Genomic DNA, 19,305 nt, shown 5'->3' on the forward strand with positions numbered 1-19,305 from the left:
TTGAATTTTCGCACGCGAGGCCTGATCAGCCCAATTTCCGCTCTTTTTCCAGTCGCTTGAGCCAGGCCTTCGCCTGCGACGTCACATTCTTCGGCGCCGTGCCGCCGTAGCTGACACGGCTCTTCACCGAGGATTCCACCGACAGGACCTTCATCACTTCTGCCGTGATCTTCGGTTCCACCGTCTGCATCTCCTTCAGGTCGAGCTCGTGCAACGCCACGCCCTTCCTGGTGGCGATGCCGACGATGCGGCCGGTGACGTGATGCGCGTCGCGGAATGGCATCTTCAGCGTCCGCACCAGCCAGTCGGCGAGGTCGGTGGCGGTGGCATAGCCCTCGCCGGCCGCAAGCTTCATGCGCTCCTCGTTGGGCACGAGATCGCGGACCATGCCGGCAATGGCGCGGATCGCCAGCGACAGCGCCGAATAGGCTTCCATCGCACCGGCTTTGTCCTCCTGCATGTCCTTCTGATAGGCGAGCGGCAGGCCCTTCATCACGATCAGCAAGCCATTGAGCGAGCCGATCACGCGGCCGGTCTTGGCGCGGACCAGTTCGGCCGCATCCGGATTGCGCTTCTGCGGCATGATCGAGGAGCCGGTGGTGAACTTGTCCGAAAGCCTGACAAGACCGACCAGCGGCGAGGTCCAGATCACGATCTCCTCGGCGAAGCGCGACAGATGCACAGCGGCGATGGACGCAGCCGATAGCGTCTCCAGCACGAAATCGCGATCCGACACCGCATCGAGCGAATTCGCCATCGGCCGATCGAAGCCGAGCGCCTTTGCCGTGGCATAGCGATCGATCGGAAATGAGGTGCCGGCCAGCGCAGCGGCGCCGAGCGGGCTTTCATTGAGGCGCTTGCGCGCATCGGCAAAGCGGCCGCGATCGCGCGACACCATTTCCACATAGGCCAGCAGATGATGGCCGAAGGTCACCGGCTGCGCGGTCTGCAGATGGGTGAAGCCGGGCATCACCGTGTCGGCATGTTCCAGCGCGCGATCGACCAGCGCCTGTTGCAGCGAGGTGAAAGCACTGTCGATCTCGTCGATCGTATCGCGCACGAACAGGCGGAAATCGGTCGCCACCTGATCGTTGCGCGAACGCGCGGTGTGCAGGCGGCCTGAGGCCGGGCCGATCAGCTCGCCGAGCCGGCTCTCCACATTCATGTGAATGTCTTCGAGCGCACGCTTGAATGTGAACGACCCCTTGGTGATTTCTGACAGGATCGTGTCTAGACCGCCTGCGATATTTTTCGCATCTTTCGCGGTGATAATCCCTTGCTTGGCAAGCATCGCAGCATGGGCCTTGGACGCGGTAATGTCCTGGGCATAAAGGTGGCGATCGACGTCGATGGAGACATTGATTTCCTCCATGATGGCGTCGGGGCTTTCATCGAACAGCCCGCCCCACATCTTGTTGCTCACACCGGAGTCTTTACCGTCGTTGCTGGACTTGCCGTTGCCCTTGCGCGAAGCCATGAATTCTCACTCATCTTTAACCGCAGCCGACGGATCGTCCGTCGCCAACCGTTGCATAGCCCTAACTGAGACCGAATGACAAACCCTATGCCAGACCAGCCCGCCCCCCGTCCGGTCAAACGCCGCCTGATCGTGCTCGGCGCGGTGCTCGTGGGTGCCGTGATCGGCTTTGCCGCGGTCTCCAATATGGATCGGCTGGGGCAGCAGGCTGCGCCGGGCGATCCGACCTGCGCACCGGCTGTGGCGCTGTCGAAGAAGATCGAACCGCTGGCGCGCGGCGAAGTCGCCGGCCTGACCATGGCCAGGACGCCGCTGAAACTGCCGGATCTCGCTTTCAGGGATGCCGACGGCCAGGAGAAGAGATTGTCAGACTGGCGCGGCCGAACGGTGCTGGTGAACCTGTGGGCCACCTGGTGCGTGCCCTGCCGCAAGGAAATGCCGGCCCTGAACAACCTCGAGACCAAGCTCGGCGGCCCGGACTTCCAGGTCGTGGCGATCAATATCGACACCCGCGACGCCGAGAAGCCGAAGGCCTTCCTGAAAGACGGCGGCCTCAACCGGCTGGATTATTTCACCGACACCTCGGCCAAGGTGTTCCAGGACCTCAAGGGCATCGGCCGCGCGCTGGGCATGCCGACCTCGGTGCTGGTCGACGGCAAGGGCTGCGAGATCGCGACCATCGCCGGCCCCGCCGAATGGGACAGCGAAGATGCTATCAAGCTGCTGAAGGTCGCGACTGGCAGATAATCCGCGCGATCAATCCAGGTTTAGCTACTGGGTAGCCGCGAAAACCCTGTCGAAGAAAGCCGGGACCTCGCTGCGCAACCGCGAAAGAAATATTGCGCGATCAAACCCGAGCGGATCGGCAGCGGCATCGCCATCCAGCGTCTGAATGGGAGTATCGGGCCGATCCATGAAGGCAAAGTGCCACGCATTGGCGACCGACTGGAATTCCGCGCCCGGCACATTCTTTGTAATCCACGCGGCGTGAAACCGCGGCACCAGCCAGCGGTCTTGCTCCGCCGCGTAGATCGATGTCGGAATATCGATCGTCGCCAACGAAGAGGCCGTAAAAGCAACACCCATCGGCGCCATTGCAACGACCGCGCGAACGCGCTTGTCGGTCGTGAGTGGAATCATCGGCGACCCTTGCAATGGCTGATCAGCTCGAACCATGCTGCAAAAGACAGGATCGTCCCCGCGCTCCGCGCCGCAATGCGCGACGATCCGCGACAGGTCGGACTGCCCGCCGGCCAAGGCAATCGCTGTAAAACCGCCTGCAGAATGCCCGAGCACGCCAATGCGTGGTCCTTTCGTATCGGTCGCAATGCGGTCCTTCCACACAGGATCGCCGATCAGAGCGTCGATCACCGCGGATGCCTGCCGCGGACGTTCCGTGAAAAATGCGCCTGGCGCTTTCTGCCACACCGAGTGGTCCGCAAAGTTGTCGCCGGGATGCCGAAGCGCGGCAACCAGGTAGCCACCTTGGGCGAGAGCTTCCGCAAGACTGCTGTGTGCGAGTTCCGATCCGCCCGTTCCATGACTGAGAACGATCAGGCCTTTGAACTGTGCATTAGGCGGCGCCATGATAGCAGCATGCACCCTGAAAGGACCCATCGCTATTTCCCGCGCCGGTGCCTCCGTCGGATAATATAGCGCAACCTGAATGGGTTCCGGATTTGAGGCCGAGACCGGCACACTGTATTGCCGCCAACCGGCCTCGGTTGCCATCGCCGGGTGCCCTGACAGCAGGTTTGCGATAACGAGCAACCCGGAGCAGAGCCATCCAACCACAAAAGTTTTCGACCTTCGCATGAAGCTACCTCGCACAATGCAATGCCGTGCTGCTACAAGAACGTTGTCGTTAAGGTCCATTTCGGTTTCGCGAACGGCACGGATTATTCGCCAATGACCACTGTCGGCCTTTTCCGGTTCAATGCGAACGGGACGGCGCGGTACCATTCGGTCGCCGTCATAACGCTCATGGCCGTTGGCCTCGCCGTCGTCGGAGCGTTTGGCTCCTATGTTGCCATGGGACTCCCGCTTCGGCTGCTCCATTTTTTGGGGACGTCACTCGCGATCAGTATCCTCGCATTCGGCCTGTCGGCTTCCCTCCGCCGATACGTGCTGGGAGGCGCGTTCCCTTTCTGGGCGTCTTTAATTGTGGCGCTGGCGATCGCGCCCCTCGGCGGCCTTATTGTTCAGCAGTCGCTGCGGCTGTTTGCGCCGCAAGCGCTACCCTATGTCTCGCTTTCCGAACTGACGGGGCAGGTTCTGCTCATCAATTTTTTTGTCGCGGTTGTGGCATGGATGGCATTCCGACAATCGGACGACAGCGTTGCGAGCCCGTCCAAAGATGTTCGGCATGCACAGACGGACGATATTTCAAGCGAATTGCGCGCGAGACTGCCGATCACGCTTCGGCAGGCGGCAATCGTGGCGTTGAGCGCAGAGGAGCACTATGTGCGCGTGCGTACCGATCGCGGCCAGGCATTGATCCTGATGAAGCTGTCGAGCGCCATTACGGCGCTCGGTCCAGAGGTCGGCGTCCGCATCCATCGTTCGCATTGGGTTTCGCGTTCATTGGCTGCGTCGGTCGACACACGAACCAGCCGCGAAGGTATCAGGATCGATAAGGACACCGTTTTGCCGGTCAGCCGTGCCGGGCGCAAGCTGCTCTGCCAATTGCACAATCGGCCCCTATAGAGCGCGTCAGAATTATCGCGGCGGGATCGGCTTCCCGTCGCAATAGTCGCAAAACCCGCACAGACTTTTGTCGCAAAAGCGCAGGGCGGGTTCGGCGAAGCCGTAACTCGCCCTAACAGCGAGACGACGGATTAGGCTACGCGGATCCGCCTTAGGCACCGACTGCGACATACGGCCGCCTGCCCCAGCCGCGAAATCCCCCGCCATCCTGTCGGATGAACGCAGTGACGTTCGTCTTGAAAACAACCGGGCCTCATGCCCGGCGCTTGTGCATGACAGCAGGGAGAAACGACCGATGGCTTATACTGACGGATTCATTGTTCCGGTGCCGAAGAAGAACCTCGCCGCCTATCGCAGCCTCGCACGCAAGGCCGGCAAGATCTGGCGCGAATACGGCGCGCTCGACTATCATGAATATGTTGCCGATGACGTCAGCGTTGGCAAATGGACCTCGTTCCCGCGCAGCGTGAAGCTGAAACCTAACGAGACCGTCGTGTTTTCCTATATCATCTACAAGTCACGACGGGATCGCGACCGCATCAATGCGAAGGTGATGAAGGATCCGCGCCTTGCCAAGATGATGGATCCGAAGGCGATGCCGTTCGATGCGAAGCGCATGATCTATGGTGGCTTCAAGACGCTGGTTTCTGTCTGACGCAACAAAGGGAGGACGCCCATGACTCCGCACGGCCATTTCAACTGGAATGAATTCGTGACGCGCGATCCCGAACGCGCCAAGCGCTTCTATCAGGAGACGATCGGCTGGACCTATCAGGCCAAGACGCTTGCGGGCGGCGGAATCTACTGGATTGCGATGATGGACGATGTGCGCGTCGGCGGCATCTTCCACGCGGAAGGTCCGGGCTACGCGAATGTCCCCGACGGCTGGATGCCATATCTGGCCGTCGATGACGTCGATATCAGAGTGAAGAAAGCGGTCGCCGCCGGCGCCACGCTGATGCGGCCGGTATTCGACATTCCCGATGTCGGCCGGCTCGCAATCCTGTTGCAGCCCGGCGGCGCCGGGATCGGTTGGGTCACGCCGTTCACGTAAGAGAAGCCGAGAGGCAGCAAGCTGCTGCCTCTCTTCATGCTTCAGGCTGGCACCTCGCCGCTGCGCGACAACGACACGAGCAGCGCGCCCGCCAGCGTCGCCGCTGCGAGATAGCCGACGGCGCCGAACGGGCCGAGACCGTCGACCAGAATGCCGCCGACGACTGCGCCGACCGTGATCGCAACCTGAAAAGCCGAGACGAGCAAACCACCCGCAGATTCGGCTTCATCCGATGCGACCCGCACCATCCATGTCTGGAAGCCAACCGGCAGCACGCCGAATGCAAAGCCCCACAGGCCCACAGCGATGCCAGCGACAAGTCCCGAACCGCCAAAAAACAGCAGGACCAGCGCGAGGACGGCGATGGCCGCAGACCCCGTGACGATCGCAAGTTTCGCACTACGGGCGACAAGCACGCCACCCGCGAAATTGCCGAAGAAGCCGCCCACACCGTAGACCAACAGGACGATTGAGATTGCAGTGACCGGAAGTTGCGGCACCTGCTCAAGGAAATGCCGGACGTAAGTGAACCCTGCGAAGTGGCCCGAGATACTGACAGCGATTGCGATCATCACGAGCCGGACGCTGGGCCGACGCATCAGCACGAACAGCGTGCGCACGTCCGGTGACGTGAGCGGCGGCAGGCGTGGCAGCGTCAGCATCTGAAAGACAAGCACGACGGCGCTGACGGCGGCCGCCAGCAAGAACACATTCCGCCAGCCCCAGAGATCGCCGAGATATGCACCGATCGGCGCAGCGCTGACGGTGGCAATCGAAACGCCGCTGAAAATCAGCGAGATCGCGCGCGGCAGCGCCTCCGCCGGAACAAGCCGCATGGCGGTGGCGGTTGCCATCGCCCAAAAGCCGCTGAGGCTGATGCCGAGCAGCACGCGGGCAAACAACAGGATCGGCAGGTTGCTCGCCGTCGCCGACAGCAGGTTGGACACGATCAGCAGCACCGTCAGCAGCCACAGGACGACCCGGCGATCCATGGCGCGTGTCACAATGGCGGTCGCAAGCCCGGCAATGATCCCGACAAGAGAGGTCGCCGTGACCACCTGCCCGGCAGCACCAACTGAAACACCGAGATCTCTGGCGATCGGCGTGAGCAGGCTGGCGGGCAGGAATTCAGCAGTGACCTGGCTGAACGCACCAAGCATCAGGGAGACAACAGCCGCCCAGGCTGCGTCCGTCCGCTCAGTGGTTACGGGAGAAACATCGGCATCAAGTGCGGCAGTGGCGGAATCAGTCATGGCAGCCTCCAGAAGGGACCCCGGAGATGGAGGTGACCTTCTGGAGTTTCCATGCTAGAAAACCCGTAATGCTTGATCATTCGTCCACAGGTGTCGCCACTCACCCCCTGACCGAAATGCTCAGGGGCTTGAAGATAGAGGGCGTCGATTACGTCCGCTGCCGCATGACCGAACCATGGGGGCTGGTATTCCCGGCGCGGCCAAAGGCGCAATTTCACTTCGTCGCCGAGCGCGGCTGCTGGCTGCGGACTCTGGACGGTGAGTGGGTCCGTCTTGAACCAGGCGATGCGGTCTTGCTGCCGCGCGGCGCGGAACACGCACTGGCGAGTTCACCCGATGCCTTCCCCGCGCCTGTCGAGAATTGCCAGTTCGAGCCGGTGTGCTGCGGCATCCTCGACACCTGCAGCGGTGGCGGCCGCAATGGCGAGGAAACCGTACTGTTCGGTGCCGGCATGACCTTCAACCTCGACAGCCAGCATCCCTTGCTTCTGATGATGCCTGAGCTGATGCAGATGCACGAACTTGCCACCGACGAACCCGCCATCCCGCATCTGCTCGAGGCCATGACATCCGAACTGGCGCTGGACCGCGTCGGTGCCGGCGGAATGCTGACGCGGCTGGCCGACGTCGTCGCCGCGGCACTGATCCGCAACTGGGTAGAGAAAGGTTGTGGCTCCGACGGTTGGGTCGCAGCCGCGCGCGACCCCGGTATCGGCCGTGTTCTCGCCGCCATCCATCGCGATCCGACCCGGGACTGGACCGTCGAGGCACTGGCGGAGGTCATGCATGCATCACGCTCGGCATTTGCGTTGCGCTTCGCCAATGTCGTCGGCCAGACACCAGCCCGTTACGTCGCGCAATTGCGGATGCGGGAAGCAAAACAGTGGCTCGTTCGCGACCGCCTGAAGATTGCGGTCGTCGCACGCCGGCTCGGCTATGAATCGGAAGCCGCGTTCAGCCGCGCCTTCAAGCGCATTATCGGCGCGCCGCCGAGCCATTTTCGGACGACACTGACTGCTGCCTCTAATGGCGAACGGCCGGACTAGATAGCGCCTTGGATTCTTTTTCCGCGTTTTCTTAACGCGAACCGGTATCCACTTCGCTCGAAAACGCTTTAGGCCGCGATATCGAGATTGCCGCCGACGCCTGGGCCGAGATTGGCCTGGGATGCCTGCTGTGCGCCGCCAAGCAGCGTGAGCACGGTGTTCTTTTCCATGTCGGCATTCGACTTCATGATCGAGGTCGAAATCTGCTGCTGCGTTCCCGCTGCCTGCATGGCAAGCGCGCTGGCGACCAAGGCCATATCCATGGAAATACTCCGTAACGACGTACCGCCGGTATAGCGGTGCGGGGTTAACGAATGTTGACCTTGGGCAACAATCAGCCGGCATTCGCCCGAAAGGCCGCACCCAGCGTACGCAGCGCGCCGCGCGCCCGTGCATCGGTGAGACTGGAATGCAGCATCGTCTCCGCATCCTGCAATTTCGGCAGACCGAGGCGCGGACCGAGATCGATGCTGCCGGCGGGAGCAACACGGCGGACCAGCGCACCAACGGCGAGACCGGCGGAGATCGCCGCGCCGATGGTCGCAACACCGCCGCCAACGAAGGCTTCGGTCCACGGAATACCAGCCCCATCGAGCGCCGTGATCGCCGCCGAACGGACCGTGCATGGCGCGGACTGCGCCGCGAGTCGCAACGGCTCACCGGGCGTGTGCAGGAAATCCGGCGCCCCCATCCAGCCAAACGGCTCTTCCATCAGGACCTCGCCGTCGCGGCGCCGCTTGTCGATCCGCAGCACGATCGCCGCATCGAGATCGCCGGCGTCATAGGCAGACAGCACGACCCGCGATGACTCGATCCGCAATTCGATCACCAGGGACGGATCGGTCGCGCTCATGCGTTTCAAGACGTCGGCAAGATCGGCGCCAACGAGATGATGGCTGATCCCGACCACCAGCCTTCGCCGCTCGGCGGCAAATGAGCCAATGGCCGACTGATGCGCCGCGACGAGATTTCGCGCGGAGGCCAGAAACGCCGCCCCCTCCGCCGACAGGCGCACCAGCCGCGGCGTTCGCTCCAGCAGGCGCTTGCCAAGCCCGCTTTCCAGCCGCTTGACCTTCAGACTGATCGCCGACTGCGTGCTTCCCATCGCCTCGGCGGCGCGGGTGAAGCTGGTGAGATCGGCCACCAGTACAAAAGCCTGCACCGCCTCGATATCGAGCGCTTTCATCAGCCCATCATTTCAATATGACATCATTGAAATATTCTTTCATACGATTTTCCAATGATCAATATGGGATTAGGTTTGCTGCATCGGATTTGAACGACAGGAGACCACCATGCCGCTGGTTCGCATTTCACTGAAGAAGGGCAAGCCCGCCGCCTATCGGGAAGCGATCGCCGAAGGCGTCTATCAGGCGCTGCGGGAGAGTTTCGCCGTCCCCGAAAACGACCGTTTCGTCACCATCCACGAGCACGAGGATGGCACTTTTATCTATGATCCGAATTATCTCGGCATTCGCCGGACAGATGACCTCGTCATTATCCAGCTGACGGTGAGCAACACCCGCCCACGCGAGCAGAAGCAGGCGCTCTACAAACGGATCGTCGAGAAGCTGACTGACAGACCGGGCCTGCGGCCCGAAGACGTCTTCATCAATCTCGTCGAGGTGCTGCCGGAGAACTGGTCATTCGGCAACGGCGTGGCGCAGTACGTGACATGATTACACAGCACGCGGCATTGATGGCGCATCTGTGCGGTATCAGCATGGGAATGGCGGTTATCGTCGGTCTTGTGCCGGCGACGGTGAGCTTGCTGCGGGTTTTCATCTGACCGCAAAAACGCGGATGGCCGGGATATCTCGCGAAGCCGCGCTTCGCGCTTTGCCCGGCCATGACGACGTCGCATGTGAGCGACAGCGCGCAACGCTTAGCGCGTCGGGACCGGCTTCTCGCCGCGGTAATCGTAGAAGCCACGCTGCGTCTTGCGACCGAGCCAGCCGGCTTCGACATATTTCACCAGCAGCGGGCATGGCCGATACTTGGAATCGGCGAGGCCTTCATGCAGCACCTGCATGATCGACAGGCACGTATCGAGGCCGATGAAGTCGGCGAGTTCGAGCGGGCCCATCGGATGATGTGCGCCGAGCTTCATCGCCATGTCGATGGCTTCGACATTGCCGACGCCTTCATACAGCGTGTAGATCGCCTCGTTGATCATCGGCAAAAGAATACGATTGACGATGAAGGCCGGGAAATCTTCCGAGACGGCGACCTGCTTGCCGAGCTTGGTAACAAACTCCTTCGAGGCGTCGAAGGTCGCGTCATCAGTGGCAATGCCGCGGATCAATTCGACCAGCTCCATCACCGGCACCGGATTCATAAAGTGAATGCCGATGAACTTCTCGGGACGGTCTGTCGACGCCGCGAGGCGCGTGATCGAGATCGACGATGTGTTGGAGGCGACGATCGCCTCCGGCTTCAGCACCGCACAGAGATCGTGGAAAATCTTGCGCTTGACCTCTTCCTTCTCGACCGCGGACTCGATCACGAGATCGCAATCGGCCAGGCCATCCATCGTGTCGGATGACGTGATGCGGTCCAGCGCCGCCTTGCGGGCATCTTCCGTGATGACCTTCTTGGCAACCTGACGCGACAGGTTGCCGTTGATCGTCGCCATGGCAGACTTCAGTCGGTCGGCGGAGACATCGTTCAGGACAACTTCGAGGCCGCCTAATGCAGCCACATGCGCAATGCCATTGCCCATCTGGCCCGAGCCGATCACGCCGACTTTCTTGATCATAACCGCCATCTTGCTTGTCATCTCAGGGAACACGCCGCCCGCGCATGCCGCGTTCGGAAAGCTATCTTTACATAAAATATCGGCCGGAGTCAGTCACTCCGGCCGATGTCGTTAATTGAGGCGCAAAGCCCTCATTCAGCAAGGCCTTATTTGCCAAATCCTTGCCTGCCCAGCCTCTACTTGCCGAGTGCTTCGGTCAGCTCCGGCACGGCCTGGTAGAGGTCCGCGACCAGGCCGTAATCGGCAACCTGGAAGATCGGCGCGTCTTCGTCCTTGTTGATCGCGACGATCACCTTGGAGTCCTTCATACCGGCGAGATGCTGGATCGCGCCGGAAATGCCGACGGCGATATACAGCTCAGGAGCCACGACCTTGCCGGTCTGGCCGACCTGCCAGTCGTTCGGCGCATAACCGGCATCCACCGCGGCGCGCGAGGCGCCGACACCGGCGCCGAGCTTGTCGGCGAGCGGCTCGATGTACTTGGTGAAGTTCTCGCGGCTCTGCATGGCGCGGCCACCGGAGACGATGATCTTCGCCGAGGTCAGTTCCGGACGATCGCTCTTGGCCATGTCCTCGCCGACGAAGGTCGACAGACCGGGATTCTCGGCCGTCTTGGCGTCTTCCACCGCCGCGCTGCCGCCTTCACCGGCTGCAGCGAAGGTCGAGGTACGCACCGTGATGACCTTCTTGGCGTCCTTGGACTTCACGGTCTGGATCGCGTTACCGGCATAGATCGGACGCTCGAACGTGTCGGGCGCAACCACCTTGGTGATTTCCGACACCTGCATCACGTCGAGCAGGGCAGCAACGCGCGGCATGGTGTTCTTCGACCGCGTGGTCGCAGCGGCGATCAGCACGTCATAGGCGGGCGCGAGCGACACGATCAGCGCGGCCAGCGGCTCGGCGAGATCGTGGGCATAGGAAGCGTCGTCGGCGAGCAGCACCTTGGTGACACCCTGCAGCTTGGCGGCAGCTTCCGCGGCCGGCTTCGCATTCTGGCCGGCAACGAGGATATGCACCTCGCCGCCGATCTGGGTCGCAGCGGTGAGCGCCTTGTTGGTGGAATCCTTCAGGGTGGCGTTGTCGTGATCGGCAAGCAGCAATGTCGGCATTAGAGCACCCCGGCTTCAGTCTTGAGTTTCGATACCAGTTCGGCGACGTCCTTGACCTTGACGCCGGCCTTGCGGCCGCCCGGTTCGCTGGTCTTGATGATCTCGAGACGTGGAGAGATATCGACGCCGTAACCATCGGCGGTCTTCTCGTCGATCGGCTTCTTCTTCGCCTTCATGATGTTCGGCAGCGACGCATAGCGCGGCTCGTTCAGACGAAGATCGGTAGTCACGATCGCCGGTCCCTTGAGCTTGACGGTCTGCAGACCGCCATCGACTTCACGGGTCACGGTGACGTCGTCGCCCTCGAGCATGAGCTTGTTGGCGAAGGTCGCCTGCGGCCAGCCGAGCAGCGCGGCCAGCATCTGGCCGGTCTGGTTGCTATCGTCGTCGATCGCCTGCTTGCCCAGGATCACGAGACCTGGCTTTTCCTCATCGGTGACAGCCTTGAGGATCTTGGCGACAGCGAGCGGCTCGACGGTGCCTTCGACCTTGACGAGGATGCCACGGTCGGCGCCCATCGCGAGACCAGTGCGGAGGGTTTCGGACGCCTGTGCGGGACCGATCGATACCACCACCACTTCGGTTGCCTTGCCGGCCTCTTTCAGGCGCAGGGCTTCCTCAACGGCGATTTCGTCGAACGGATTCATCGACATCTTGACGTTGGACAGTTCGACGCCCGATCCGTCGCTCTTGACGCGAACCTTGACGTTGTAATCGACCACCCGTTTGACCGCGACCAGAACCTTCATCGATCCTCTTTCGTGTGAGTTTTATTGTTTCAGAGCTTGCTCGGAAGCTTGGGCGCGGAACCTAAAGCCCCTGCCACACGGGGTCAACGCGCCTGACCCGAAAATCGAATATCTCTAGGTCAGCCAATTATGGCCGAAATTACCGGTTCTGGCCGGGCACAATCTAGCGATTCTGCCCGGGCACCCAAAGCACGTCGCCGGCGCCATTATCGTTCTGCGAGCGGCTGGCAACAAACAGGAAATCCGAGAGCCGGTTCATATACTGGATACCAGCATCCGAAACCGGCTCATCGGGCTGAGCGGCGAGTTCCACCATGATCCGTTCCGCACGGCGGCAGATCGTCCGGGCGACATGAAGGTGAGCGGCGGCCGGAGTTCCGCCAGGCAAAACAAACGAGGTCAGATCGGCCAACGGCGCATTGAGTATGTCGATGTCGTTCTCCAGCCGTTCGACCTGGCTGGCCAGCAGACGCAGCCGCTCGGCCTTGCCCTCACGCTGCGGAACCGCGAGATCAGCCCCGAGATCGAACAGGTCGTTCTGGATCAATCCCAGCATCCCATCAAGCGATCGCGCATGGGCGAGATGCAGCCGGACAACACCGATCGCGGCGTTGGTCTCGTCCACTGTTCCATAGGCGCTGACGCGGAGATCGTATTTCGGCCGGCGTTCGCCGGTACCGAGGGCCGTGGTGCCGTCATCGCCGGTGCGGGTGTAGATTCGGTTGAGAACGACCATCGAATTGATCCGGTATCAGTGAGGAGCTTACATCAGCGACCCATCGCCCAGACGGTGGCCATGGTGAGGATAATAGCGACGAATTGCAGCACCACGCGCCACCGCATCAGCTTCTGCGAGCGATCCGGCGAGCCGCCGCGCATCATATTGAACAGGCCGAGCAGCAGGACCAGTGCAACGGCACCGACCGCGATGGGGAGAATGATGTTGCTGAGTGTTGATGTCATATCGGCTACATAACACTGCGTCACAGGCTTCGCTATCGCCGGCCGTCAAAATGGCCAAGCGATAAAGCGCCGGCAGCAATGCAACGATCTGGCTTTTTCGCGTTAGATATCAGAAGCTAACGTGACAACCGGTGATTTGCCGGCCGATCCCGAACCAGGTGGCATGTGAGGCAGATACGCACCGTCTTCGATATCGGGCTGGATGCCTTCTACACGTTTCTCGCCGATGACGGCTGGGCGATTGCTAGCCATATCGCCCTTTCCGCCCTGATGGCGCTGTTTCCGTTCCTCATCGTACTGGCCTCGCTGGCCGGCTTTTTCGGCTCCAAGGATCTGGCCGACCAGGCGGTCGGATTGTTGCTGGAAATCTGGCCGGACCAGGTGGCCGGCGCATTGTCCGGACAGATCCATGACGTGCTGACCACGACCCGCGGCGATGCGCTGACCATCGGCCTCGTGCTCGCAGTCTATTTCGCCTCCAACGGCGTCGAGAGCCTGCGCGTAGCGCTGAACCGCGCCTATTCAGTAGTCGAGCTGCGGCGCTGGTACTGGCTGCGGCTGGAGTCGATCGGCTACACGCTGATCGCCGCCGTCACTGCGCTGGCCATGGCATTCCTGATCGTGCTCGGCCCGCTGATGCTTGAAATCATCAGGCGCTATGTGCCGCTGATGGTGGAGAACAACGAACGGCTGCTGACGATTGCGCGTTATGGCATCACCAGCATCGCGATGGTGATCGCCTTGTTCATCCTGCATGCCTGGCTTCCGTCGGGCCGGCGCACCTTCGGCCAGATCCTGCCGGGCATCATCTTCACGATGCTGGCCTCGCTGGCGTCGGGTATCGGCTTCGGTCTTTATCTGGCGCGCTTCGCCAACAACTACGTGACGATGTATGCGGGCTTGGCGTCGGTGATTATCGCGCTGGTGTTTTTGTACTTTATTGCCGCGATCTTCGTGTTTGGCGGCGAACTCAACGCCGCCATCATCAAGTCGCGGCTGCCCCACGGCGTCTCGCTTCAAGCAGCGCAGTCGCTAGCGCACGCGGAGACACCGGTTTGATCAGGAATGCGTCAGCGCCTGCCTGACGCGACGCGGCTTCGTCTTCACTGCGACCGGACACGCCAATGATCGCGACCCGGCCATGCGGCGCCTTCAACGCACGGATTTGCCTGATCGCCTCGACGCCGTCGATCCCCGGCAGCACCATGTCCATGAGGACCGCATCGAACGTGCCCTGTGCGACACGCTCCGCCGCTGCCTCGCCACGACCGATGAACTCTGCCTGATGGCCGAGTTCGGTGAGAATGGCATTGAGCACGACACGGCCGAACGGATTGTCTTCGACGCTCAAGACCCGCAGCGCCTGTCCCGGCGCAATGAAAGCATCATCGCGCGACATGATGGCGATCGGACCGTTGGCTTTGGCGAGGCCCACCGTCAGCGTGAACACCGTGCCACCGCCACGGCGCTGCGCCACCGTGATGTCGCCACCCATCGCGCGCGCGAGTTGCTTGACCGACGACAGGCCGAGGCCGGCGCCGCCGAAGCGCGAAGCAATAGAGACATTGGCCTGCGAGAACGGTTTGAACAGTCGCTTGATCTCGGCCAGCGTAAGTCCGATGCCACTGTCGGAGACGGCAAAGGAGACGCCGACCTTGCCGGCCATGCGAACGGGCGAGACCTTCAGGGTCACGTTGCCTTGCTCGGTGAACTTCACTGCATTGTCGATCAGATTTTCCAGCGCCGCGCGCAGCCGCACGGGATCGCCGACCACGAACACCGGCAGCCTGTCGGAGATCGCGACCCGCGACAGCAGCCCCTTGGCAGCCGCGCGGCCCGCGAGCGAGTCGCCGATGTTGCGGGCAAGCGCGCGCAGATCGAAGAAATCCTGCCGCAGCTCGAACCTGGATTTGCTGCTGCGCGCCGCATCGACGAACAATGTCGCGAGACCCGCCAGATGTTCGGCGCCGGCCTTGATCGTGTCGACCCAACGCCGCTCACGCTCGTCGAGATCGGAAGTGGCCAGCAGATCGCTGACCGCAAGAATGCCCGTCAGCGGCGTGCGCACCTCATGGGCAAATACTGCCAGCGCGGTTTCCACCATCGTATCCGCACGCACGGACCTGCGCTTGGCGCGCGGCTTCGGCGCGGGCTTCTTCACCACACGCTTCTTGGCCACGCGTTTCTTCAGCGTTTGCTTGGTGCGCGTCCGCATCTTGCGCGGAGAGCGCGATGTCAGCGCCATATGTTGCCACCCGTCCCGGCGGCACCATGCCACGGCGGAGCACACGGAGTCACGCAGCAGGCCAAGTCAGGCTTGCGAATTTCTTGCGGCGCGCTTGCGGCTAACTTGCGGCCGTCGGGTCAGACAAACCGACCATGCGGCGGATATCAGCCGGTGTGGCGCCTTGCGCCCGCAACTCACGCAGGCTGGTCGAGCCGGTCGATTTGGACAGTTTGGCGCCGGTGTCATCGCGCACGAGTGAATGATGCCGATAGAGCGGTTGCGGCAGGCCGAGCAGTTGCTGCAGCAGCCGATGAACGCTGGTCGACCAGAACAGATCCTCGCCGCGCACCACATGGGTCACACCCTGCAGCGCATCGTCGATGACGACCGAGAGGTGATAGCTGGTCGGCGTTTCCTTGCGAGCCAGGATCACGTCGCCCCAGGCCTCTGGCTGTGCGGCGACGATACCCGTCTCGCCGCCCGGACCCGCGCCCTGCTCGGTCCATGCGAGCGGACCGCCGGCTGCAATGGCTTTGGCCATATCGAGCCGCAACGCCATCGGGGCATCTGCCTGTCTGAGTTCGGCGACAGCCTGCGGCGACAACGATCTGGCAATGCCCGGATAGAGAGGCGCACCGTCGGGATCGCGCGGCCATGAGCCTTTCGCTTCTTTGGCCGCGATCATGCGTGCGATCTCGGCGCGGCTCTCGAAGCTTGGATAGAGCAGTCCCATGGATGTAAGCCGCTCGGTCGCGGCACGGTAGTCGGCGAAATGCAGCGACTGTCGCCGCACCGGCACCTCCCAGACGATGCCGAGCCAGGCGAGATCCTCGTAGATCGCCGCCTCGAATTCCGGCCGGCAACGCGTGACATCGATATCCTCGATCCGCAGCAGCAACCGGCCGCGGGCCTCGCGCGCCAGATCGAAATTCAGCAGCGCCGAAGCGGCGTGGCCGAGATGCAGATAGCCATTGGGGCTGGGCGCGAAGCGAAAGACAGGGACCATCACAGGTTTCCCTAAATGAGGTCGCGCGCGAAAGCACGCGTCAGCCAGTCCATGAACGCACGCACCCGCGGCGAGAGCTGGCGGTTGCGCGGATAGAGCAGCGACACCGGCGACGGCATTGGCGGATGTTGCGGCAGCACCTCGACCAGCGTGCCATCGGCGAGTTCATCCTTGATGCGATAGCGCGGCACCTGCACCAGACCGAAACCGAGTTTCGCCATCGCCGCGTAATTGTCGGCGCTGTTCACCGTGATCGCCACCGGCAAGGTGACATGACGCAACGCGCCGTTGTCCTGAAATTCCAGCGGCAACACCGCGCCTGTCGCCGAGGAGTGATAGCCGACCATGCGATGACCTGCGAGCGCATCGATGGACAAAGGCATGCCCATGCGCGCGAGATAGGACGGCGCCGCACAGGTGACCTCGTCCATTATGGTCAGCCGGCGCGCCACCATATCGCTGTCGCGGAGCTCGCCGACACGTACCACGCAATCGATGCCTTCGCGGATCAGGTCGACCAGCCGGTCGCCCTCGCTGAGATAGAGCTGGATATCCGGATATTCGGCTAGAAAGTCCGGCAGATGCGGCAGCACGAAATTGCGCGCCAGCGTGCCGTTCATATCAACCCGTAACGGTCCCTTGGGCTTGGCGCCACAAAACGCGCTTTCGGCGTCCTCGAGATCGGCGATCAGCGTCAGGCAGCGCTGGTGATAGGCCTCGCCGTCCAGCGTCGGCCGCACCAGCCGCGTGGTGCGCTCGAGCAACCGCACACCGAGCCGTGCCTCGATCTGCTTGACCGCATCGGTGACGGTCGAGCGCGGCAGGCCGAGATCCGCCGCCGCAGCCGTAAAGCTGCGCCGCTCCACCACCCGGGTGAACACCCGCATCGTCTCGAAACGGTCCATCTCTCTTTGTTCGTTAAATCCGAATTGTGATGCCAGATAATGCATCATTATCCGAAAAATGAAACCGTCTAGATTTCTCCCGTCAGAACGGTCCTGCCAGTCGGCCGCCGCAACGAGGAGAAGCGACATGACAAACCCATCCAGCAAGGTAGCCATCGTGACGGGCGCATCCCGCGGCATCGGCGCAGCCATCGCCGAACGGCTGGGCCGCGACGGCTTCACGGTGATCGTTAATTACTCCGGCAGCGCCGCACCTGCCGAAGCCGTCGCACAGAAGATCGAGGCAGCCGGCGGCCGCGCGCTCACCGCCAAGGCCGATGTCAGCGATCCCGCCGCAGTGCGCGGCATGTTCGATGCAGCGGAGACCGCCTTTGGCGGGATCGATGTGCTGATCAACAATGCTGGCATCATGAAGCTCGCCACATTCGCCAATGCCGACGATGCGTCGTTCGACCAGCAGATCGCGGTCAATTTGAAAGGCACGTTCAACACCATGCGCGAGGCGGCGAAGCGATTGCGAGATGGCGGACGGGTCGTGAATTTCTCCACGGGAGTCGTCGGCACCAAGCTGGAAACCTATGGCATTTATGCCGCCACCAAGGCCGCGGTCGAAACCATGACGGGTATCATGGCCAAGGAGATGCGTGGCCGCTCGATCACCGTGAACGCCATCGCACCCGGCCCGACCGCAACCGACCTGTTCCTCAATGGCAAGTCGCCGGAACTGATCGAGCGTTTCGCCAAGGCGACGCCAATGGAGCGTCTCGGCACGCCCGAAGACATCGCCAATGCCGTTGCTTTCCTGGTCGGCCCTGAAGGCGGCTGGATCAACGCCCAGGTGCTGCGCGCCAATGGCGGGCTTGTGTGAGATCGGAGCAACTGCCGCGGCTCATTACTTTTTCCAGGCGCGGTAGTCGCTTTCCACCAGCTCCGACATTGTCTTGGCGGCCTTGCCGAGCCATCCCGGAGGGCGCTTTTTAAGATCGGCGCGCAAAGCCTTTGCGCCGATCCTGCCCGCGGCATGAATGGCCGCGAGATCCTGCCCCATCGCATTCAAAAGCTGCGTGGTCAGTTTTGCGAGTTCGGAGCCCGGGCGTTTGCCGAGTTCGATCTTGCGGGAATCCGGCGCAAGCCGGCGGATCACGAACTTGCCATCAATGGTCAAAAACGGATCCGGTGCGCGATAGCGTCCAAACGCCAGAGCGTGAAGATGCGAGACTTCGGATTTTGACCGATGCGCCCACAGCCAGGCCGAAGGGACGAGCGCCTTTGCTTCTCGCAACGACCAACCGCCTTCCGCTACAGCAACTGCGACATAGCGCGGCCGGCCGAGGCCGCCGGTGCCCGCGACACGGCTGCCAAATCTCTCGATCGTCGCCCCCTTCAGCGACTTCTTCAGCGCCCGGACGACAATAGAAGGCGGCTTGGCGGTCGGATACTTCTTCACCTCGTTCCAGAACTTCGCCGGCTTCTTGCGCGCGCGAACGGCATAGGGCCGCATCCAGAATTCGCGTTGATCCAATAATGCCGGATGGGGATCGGCCAGACCCTTGCGGTAGCCGGCGAGAATGGCACGCGAAATCGCCGCTCTCCCAAGCCTCATACCCGGAGCAAGCAGCGCGCTGGTCGCAAGACGAACGAGATCGAACAGATACGGCATCTTCGCCGCCTCATCGAAATCGTTGATCCCCCATACGAGACGCCCTTCGGCATCCCGCCAGGTGCCGTAATTCTCGAGATGCACGTCTCCAACGCAGAGGACATGCGGCGCGTCACATAAAGTCGGGCAGAGGTCTTCGACCTTCCTTGCCCACCGAAAATATGTCCCGCGCAAAAAGACGAACGCATCCTCGCGCATCAATTTGTGCTTGAGCCTGAGGTCTTTTTCCACGACGTGGCACTGGCGACGCAGCCAATCCTCATACGCACTGTTATCTTCGCGGAAAGACATCCGGGCCTCGCTCGCTAAAAAAACAATCAAAAGATGTATTTTAAGTAAATGCACCATAAAGCCGTGCAACGAAACCGGCTATGGCAAAATTTGCGGCG

General features: G+C 61.9%; 22 protein-coding genes. 8 read left to right on the plus strand and 14 right to left on the minus strand.

Annotated elements, in window-relative coordinates:
• Nucleotides 1-25: 25 nt before the first annotated feature.
• Nucleotides 26-1,423, minus strand: a complete 1,398-nt coding sequence (gene argH / locus AB8A27_RS21820) for an argininosuccinate lyase (RefSeq protein WP_441244984.1) — start codon at nt 1,421-1,423, stop codon at nt 26-28.
• A 141-nt stretch (nt 1,424-1,564) separates the two neighbouring features.
• Here argH and tlpA point away from each other — a divergent pair, with 141 nt between their 5' ends.
• Complete coding sequence (gene tlpA / locus AB8A27_RS21825; protein ID WP_441243705.1) at nt 1,565-2,224, plus strand: thiol:disulfide interchange protein TlpA; 660 nt, start codon at nt 1,565-1,567, stop codon at nt 2,222-2,224.
• Nucleotides 2,225-2,248: 24 nt separating this feature from the next.
• Here the strand turns inward: tlpA and AB8A27_RS21830 are convergent, their stop codons facing one another.
• Nucleotides 2,249-3,439 carry an alpha/beta hydrolase family protein gene (locus tag AB8A27_RS21830; protein ID WP_441243706.1) on the minus strand — a complete coding sequence of 397 codons (1,191 nt, stop codon included), beginning with the start codon at nt 3,437-3,439 and terminating at the stop codon, nt 2,249-2,251.
• Nucleotides 3,440-3,460: 21 nt separating this feature from the next.
• Between AB8A27_RS21830 and AB8A27_RS21835 the strand changes: the two genes are divergently transcribed.
• The 3 genes from AB8A27_RS21835 to AB8A27_RS21845 all read left to right on the plus strand — a co-directional run bounded on the left by AB8A27_RS21835 (nt 3,461) and on the right by AB8A27_RS21845 (nt 5,237).
• A complete protein-coding gene (locus tag AB8A27_RS21835) occupies nt 3,461-4,183 on the plus strand; it encodes a LytTR family DNA-binding domain-containing protein (RefSeq protein ID WP_441243707.1) in 723 nt (240 codons plus the stop codon).
• A gap of 295 nt (nt 4,184-4,478) precedes the next feature.
• A complete protein-coding gene (locus AB8A27_RS21840) occupies nt 4,479-4,838 on the plus strand; it encodes a DUF1428 domain-containing protein (RefSeq protein ID WP_441243708.1) in 360 nt (119 codons plus the stop codon).
• 21 nt (nt 4,839-4,859) lie between these two features.
• Complete coding sequence (locus AB8A27_RS21845) at nt 4,860-5,237, plus strand: VOC family protein (protein WP_441243709.1); 378 nt, start codon at nt 4,860-4,862, stop codon at nt 5,235-5,237.
• A 41-nt stretch (nt 5,238-5,278) separates the two neighbouring features.
• Here AB8A27_RS21845 and AB8A27_RS21850 read toward each other — a convergent pair whose 3' ends face one another.
• The gene (locus tag AB8A27_RS21850; protein WP_441243710.1) at nt 5,279-6,490 is read right to left on the minus strand and encodes an MFS transporter; all 1,212 of its coding nucleotides are present in this window, start codon (nt 6,488-6,490) and stop codon (nt 5,279-5,281) included.
• Between the two features lie 68 nt (nt 6,491-6,558).
• On the opposite strand from AB8A27_RS21850, the gene AB8A27_RS21855 reads away from it, so the two are divergent.
• Nucleotides 6,559-7,536 (plus strand): AraC family transcriptional regulator, encoded by a 978-nt coding sequence (locus AB8A27_RS21855; protein WP_441243711.1) that lies wholly within the window; start codon nt 6,559-6,561, stop codon nt 7,534-7,536.
• 68 nt (nt 7,537-7,604) lie between these two features.
• On the opposite strand, the gene AB8A27_RS21860 is transcribed toward AB8A27_RS21855, so the two are convergent.
• On the minus strand, nt 7,605-7,799 hold the full coding sequence (locus AB8A27_RS21860; protein WP_441243712.1) for a putative motility protein: 195 nt from the start codon (nt 7,797-7,799) through the stop codon (nt 7,605-7,607).
• 71 nt (nt 7,800-7,870) lie between these two features.
• The gene (locus AB8A27_RS21865) at nt 7,871-8,722 is read right to left on the minus strand and encodes a LysR family transcriptional regulator (protein WP_441243713.1); all 852 of its coding nucleotides are present in this window, start codon (nt 8,720-8,722) and stop codon (nt 7,871-7,873) included.
• 109 nt (nt 8,723-8,831) lie between these two features.
• Between AB8A27_RS21865 and AB8A27_RS21870 the strand changes: the two genes are divergently transcribed.
• Nucleotides 8,832-9,215 carry a tautomerase family protein gene (locus AB8A27_RS21870; protein ID WP_441243714.1) on the plus strand — a complete coding sequence of 128 codons (384 nt, stop codon included), beginning with the start codon at nt 8,832-8,834 and terminating at the stop codon, nt 9,213-9,215.
• Nucleotides 9,216-9,421: 206 nt separating this feature from the next.
• Here the strand turns inward: AB8A27_RS21870 and AB8A27_RS21875 are convergent, their stop codons facing one another.
• From AB8A27_RS21875 to AB8A27_RS21895, 5 genes are all read right to left on the minus strand, one after another.
• Nucleotides 9,422-10,303: a 3-hydroxybutyryl-CoA dehydrogenase gene (locus AB8A27_RS21875; protein WP_441243715.1), complete on the minus strand. Its 882-nt coding sequence runs from the start codon at nt 10,301-10,303 to the stop codon at nt 9,422-9,424.
• 167 nt (nt 10,304-10,470) lie between these two features.
• Nucleotides 10,471-11,406, minus strand: coding sequence for an electron transfer flavoprotein subunit alpha/FixB family protein (locus AB8A27_RS21880; RefSeq protein ID WP_441243716.1), 936 nt, complete (start codon nt 11,404-11,406; stop codon nt 10,471-10,473).
• Complete coding sequence (locus AB8A27_RS21885) at nt 11,406-12,155, minus strand: electron transfer flavoprotein subunit beta/FixA family protein (RefSeq protein ID WP_441243717.1); 750 nt, start codon at nt 12,153-12,155, stop codon at nt 11,406-11,408. The genes AB8A27_RS21880 and AB8A27_RS21885 overlap by 1 nt, the downstream gene beginning before the upstream one ends.
• Nucleotides 12,156-12,318: 163 nt before the next feature.
• A complete protein-coding gene (locus AB8A27_RS21890) occupies nt 12,319-12,891 on the minus strand; it encodes a cob(I)yrinic acid a,c-diamide adenosyltransferase (protein ID WP_441243718.1) in 573 nt (190 codons plus the stop codon).
• A 32-nt stretch (nt 12,892-12,923) separates the two neighbouring features.
• Nucleotides 12,924-13,118, minus strand: coding sequence for a twin transmembrane helix small protein (locus AB8A27_RS21895; protein WP_068730376.1), 195 nt, complete (start codon nt 13,116-13,118; stop codon nt 12,924-12,926).
• A 165-nt stretch (nt 13,119-13,283) separates the two neighbouring features.
• Here AB8A27_RS21895 and AB8A27_RS21900 point away from each other — a divergent pair, with 165 nt between their 5' ends.
• Entirely contained in the window at nt 13,284-14,177 is an 894-nt protein-coding gene (locus AB8A27_RS21900) for a YihY/virulence factor BrkB family protein (RefSeq protein WP_441243719.1), read from the plus strand.
• On the opposite strand, the gene AB8A27_RS21905 is transcribed toward AB8A27_RS21900, so the two are convergent.
• From AB8A27_RS21905 to AB8A27_RS21915, 3 genes are all read right to left on the minus strand, one after another.
• Nucleotides 14,104-15,363: an ATP-binding protein gene (locus AB8A27_RS21905; protein WP_441243720.1), complete on the minus strand. Its 1,260-nt coding sequence runs from the start codon at nt 15,361-15,363 to the stop codon at nt 14,104-14,106. The genes AB8A27_RS21900 and AB8A27_RS21905 overlap by 74 nt on opposite strands.
• 100 nt (nt 15,364-15,463) lie before the next feature.
• Entirely contained in the window at nt 15,464-16,351 is an 888-nt protein-coding gene (gene gluQRS, locus AB8A27_RS21910; RefSeq protein WP_441243721.1) for a tRNA glutamyl-Q(34) synthetase GluQRS, read from the minus strand.
• Between the two features lie 11 nt (nt 16,352-16,362).
• Nucleotides 16,363-17,256: a LysR family transcriptional regulator gene (locus AB8A27_RS21915; RefSeq protein WP_441243722.1), complete on the minus strand. Its 894-nt coding sequence runs from the start codon at nt 17,254-17,256 to the stop codon at nt 16,363-16,365.
• Between the two features lie 127 nt (nt 17,257-17,383).
• On the opposite strand from AB8A27_RS21915, the gene AB8A27_RS21920 reads away from it, so the two are divergent.
• Nucleotides 17,384-18,124 (plus strand): SDR family oxidoreductase, encoded by a 741-nt coding sequence (locus AB8A27_RS21920; RefSeq protein WP_441243723.1) that lies wholly within the window; start codon nt 17,384-17,386, stop codon nt 18,122-18,124.
• A 24-nt stretch (nt 18,125-18,148) separates the two neighbouring features.
• On the opposite strand, the gene AB8A27_RS21925 is transcribed toward AB8A27_RS21920, so the two are convergent.
• Nucleotides 18,149-19,276 (minus strand): DUF2252 family protein, encoded by a 1,128-nt coding sequence (locus tag AB8A27_RS21925; protein WP_441243724.1) that lies wholly within the window; start codon nt 19,274-19,276, stop codon nt 18,149-18,151.
• Nucleotides 19,277-19,305: the final 29 nt, after the last annotated feature.

The sequence above is a fragment of the Tardiphaga sp. 768_D3_N2_1 genome (assembly GCF_052076105.1).
Lineage (GTDB): Bacteria > Pseudomonadota > Alphaproteobacteria > Rhizobiales > Xanthobacteraceae > Tardiphaga.

Coding starts and splice junctions, on each gene's coding strand:
- tlpA (WP_441243705.1), top strand. CDS start 1,565: ATGCCAGACCAGCCCGCCCCCCGTCCGGTCAAACGCCGCCTGATCGTG.
- AB8A27_RS21830 (WP_441243706.1), bottom strand. CDS start 3,439: ATGGTACCGCGCCGTCCCGTTCGCATTGAACCGGAAAAGGCCGACAGT.
- AB8A27_RS21835 (WP_441243707.1), top strand. CDS start 3,461: ATGGCCGTTGGCCTCGCCGTCGTCGGAGCGTTTGGCTCCTATGTTGCC.
- AB8A27_RS21840 (WP_441243708.1), top strand. CDS start 4,479: ATGGCTTATACTGACGGATTCATTGTTCCGGTGCCGAAGAAGAACCTC.
- AB8A27_RS21845 (WP_441243709.1), top strand. CDS start 4,860: ATGACTCCGCACGGCCATTTCAACTGGAATGAATTCGTGACGCGCGAT.
- AB8A27_RS21850 (WP_441243710.1), bottom strand. CDS start 6,490: ATGACTGATTCCGCCACTGCCGCACTTGATGCCGATGTTTCTCCCGTA.
- AB8A27_RS21855 (WP_441243711.1), top strand. CDS start 6,559: ATGCTTGATCATTCGTCCACAGGTGTCGCCACTCACCCCCTGACCGAA.
- AB8A27_RS21860 (WP_441243712.1), bottom strand. CDS start 7,799: ATGGATATGGCCTTGGTCGCCAGCGCGCTTGCCATGCAGGCAGCGGGA.
- AB8A27_RS21865 (WP_441243713.1), bottom strand. CDS start 8,722: ATGAAAGCGCTCGATATCGAGGCGGTGCAGGCTTTTGTACTGGTGGCC.
- AB8A27_RS21870 (WP_441243714.1), top strand. CDS start 8,832: ATGCCGCTGGTTCGCATTTCACTGAAGAAGGGCAAGCCCGCCGCCTAT.
- AB8A27_RS21875 (WP_441243715.1), bottom strand. CDS start 10,303: ATGGCGGTTATGATCAAGAAAGTCGGCGTGATCGGCTCGGGCCAGATG.
- AB8A27_RS21880 (WP_441243716.1), bottom strand. CDS start 11,406: ATGCCGACATTGCTGCTTGCCGATCACGACAACGCCACCCTGAAGGAT.
- AB8A27_RS21885 (WP_441243717.1), bottom strand. CDS start 12,155: ATGAAGGTTCTGGTCGCGGTCAAACGGGTGGTCGATTACAACGTCAAG.
- AB8A27_RS21890 (WP_441243718.1), bottom strand. CDS start 12,891: ATGGTCGTTCTCAACCGAATCTACACCCGCACCGGCGATGACGGCACC.
- AB8A27_RS21895 (WP_068730376.1), bottom strand. CDS start 13,118: ATGACATCAACACTCAGCAACATCATTCTCCCCATCGCGGTCGGTGCC.
- AB8A27_RS21905 (WP_441243720.1), bottom strand. CDS start 15,363: ATGGCGCTGACATCGCGCTCTCCGCGCAAGATGCGGACGCGCACCAAG.
- gluQRS (WP_441243721.1), bottom strand. CDS start 16,351: ATGGTCCCTGTCTTTCGCTTCGCGCCCAGCCCCAATGGCTATCTGCAT.
- AB8A27_RS21915 (WP_441243722.1), bottom strand. CDS start 17,256: ATGGACCGTTTCGAGACGATGCGGGTGTTCACCCGGGTGGTGGAGCGG.
- AB8A27_RS21920 (WP_441243723.1), top strand. CDS start 17,384: ATGACAAACCCATCCAGCAAGGTAGCCATCGTGACGGGCGCATCCCGC.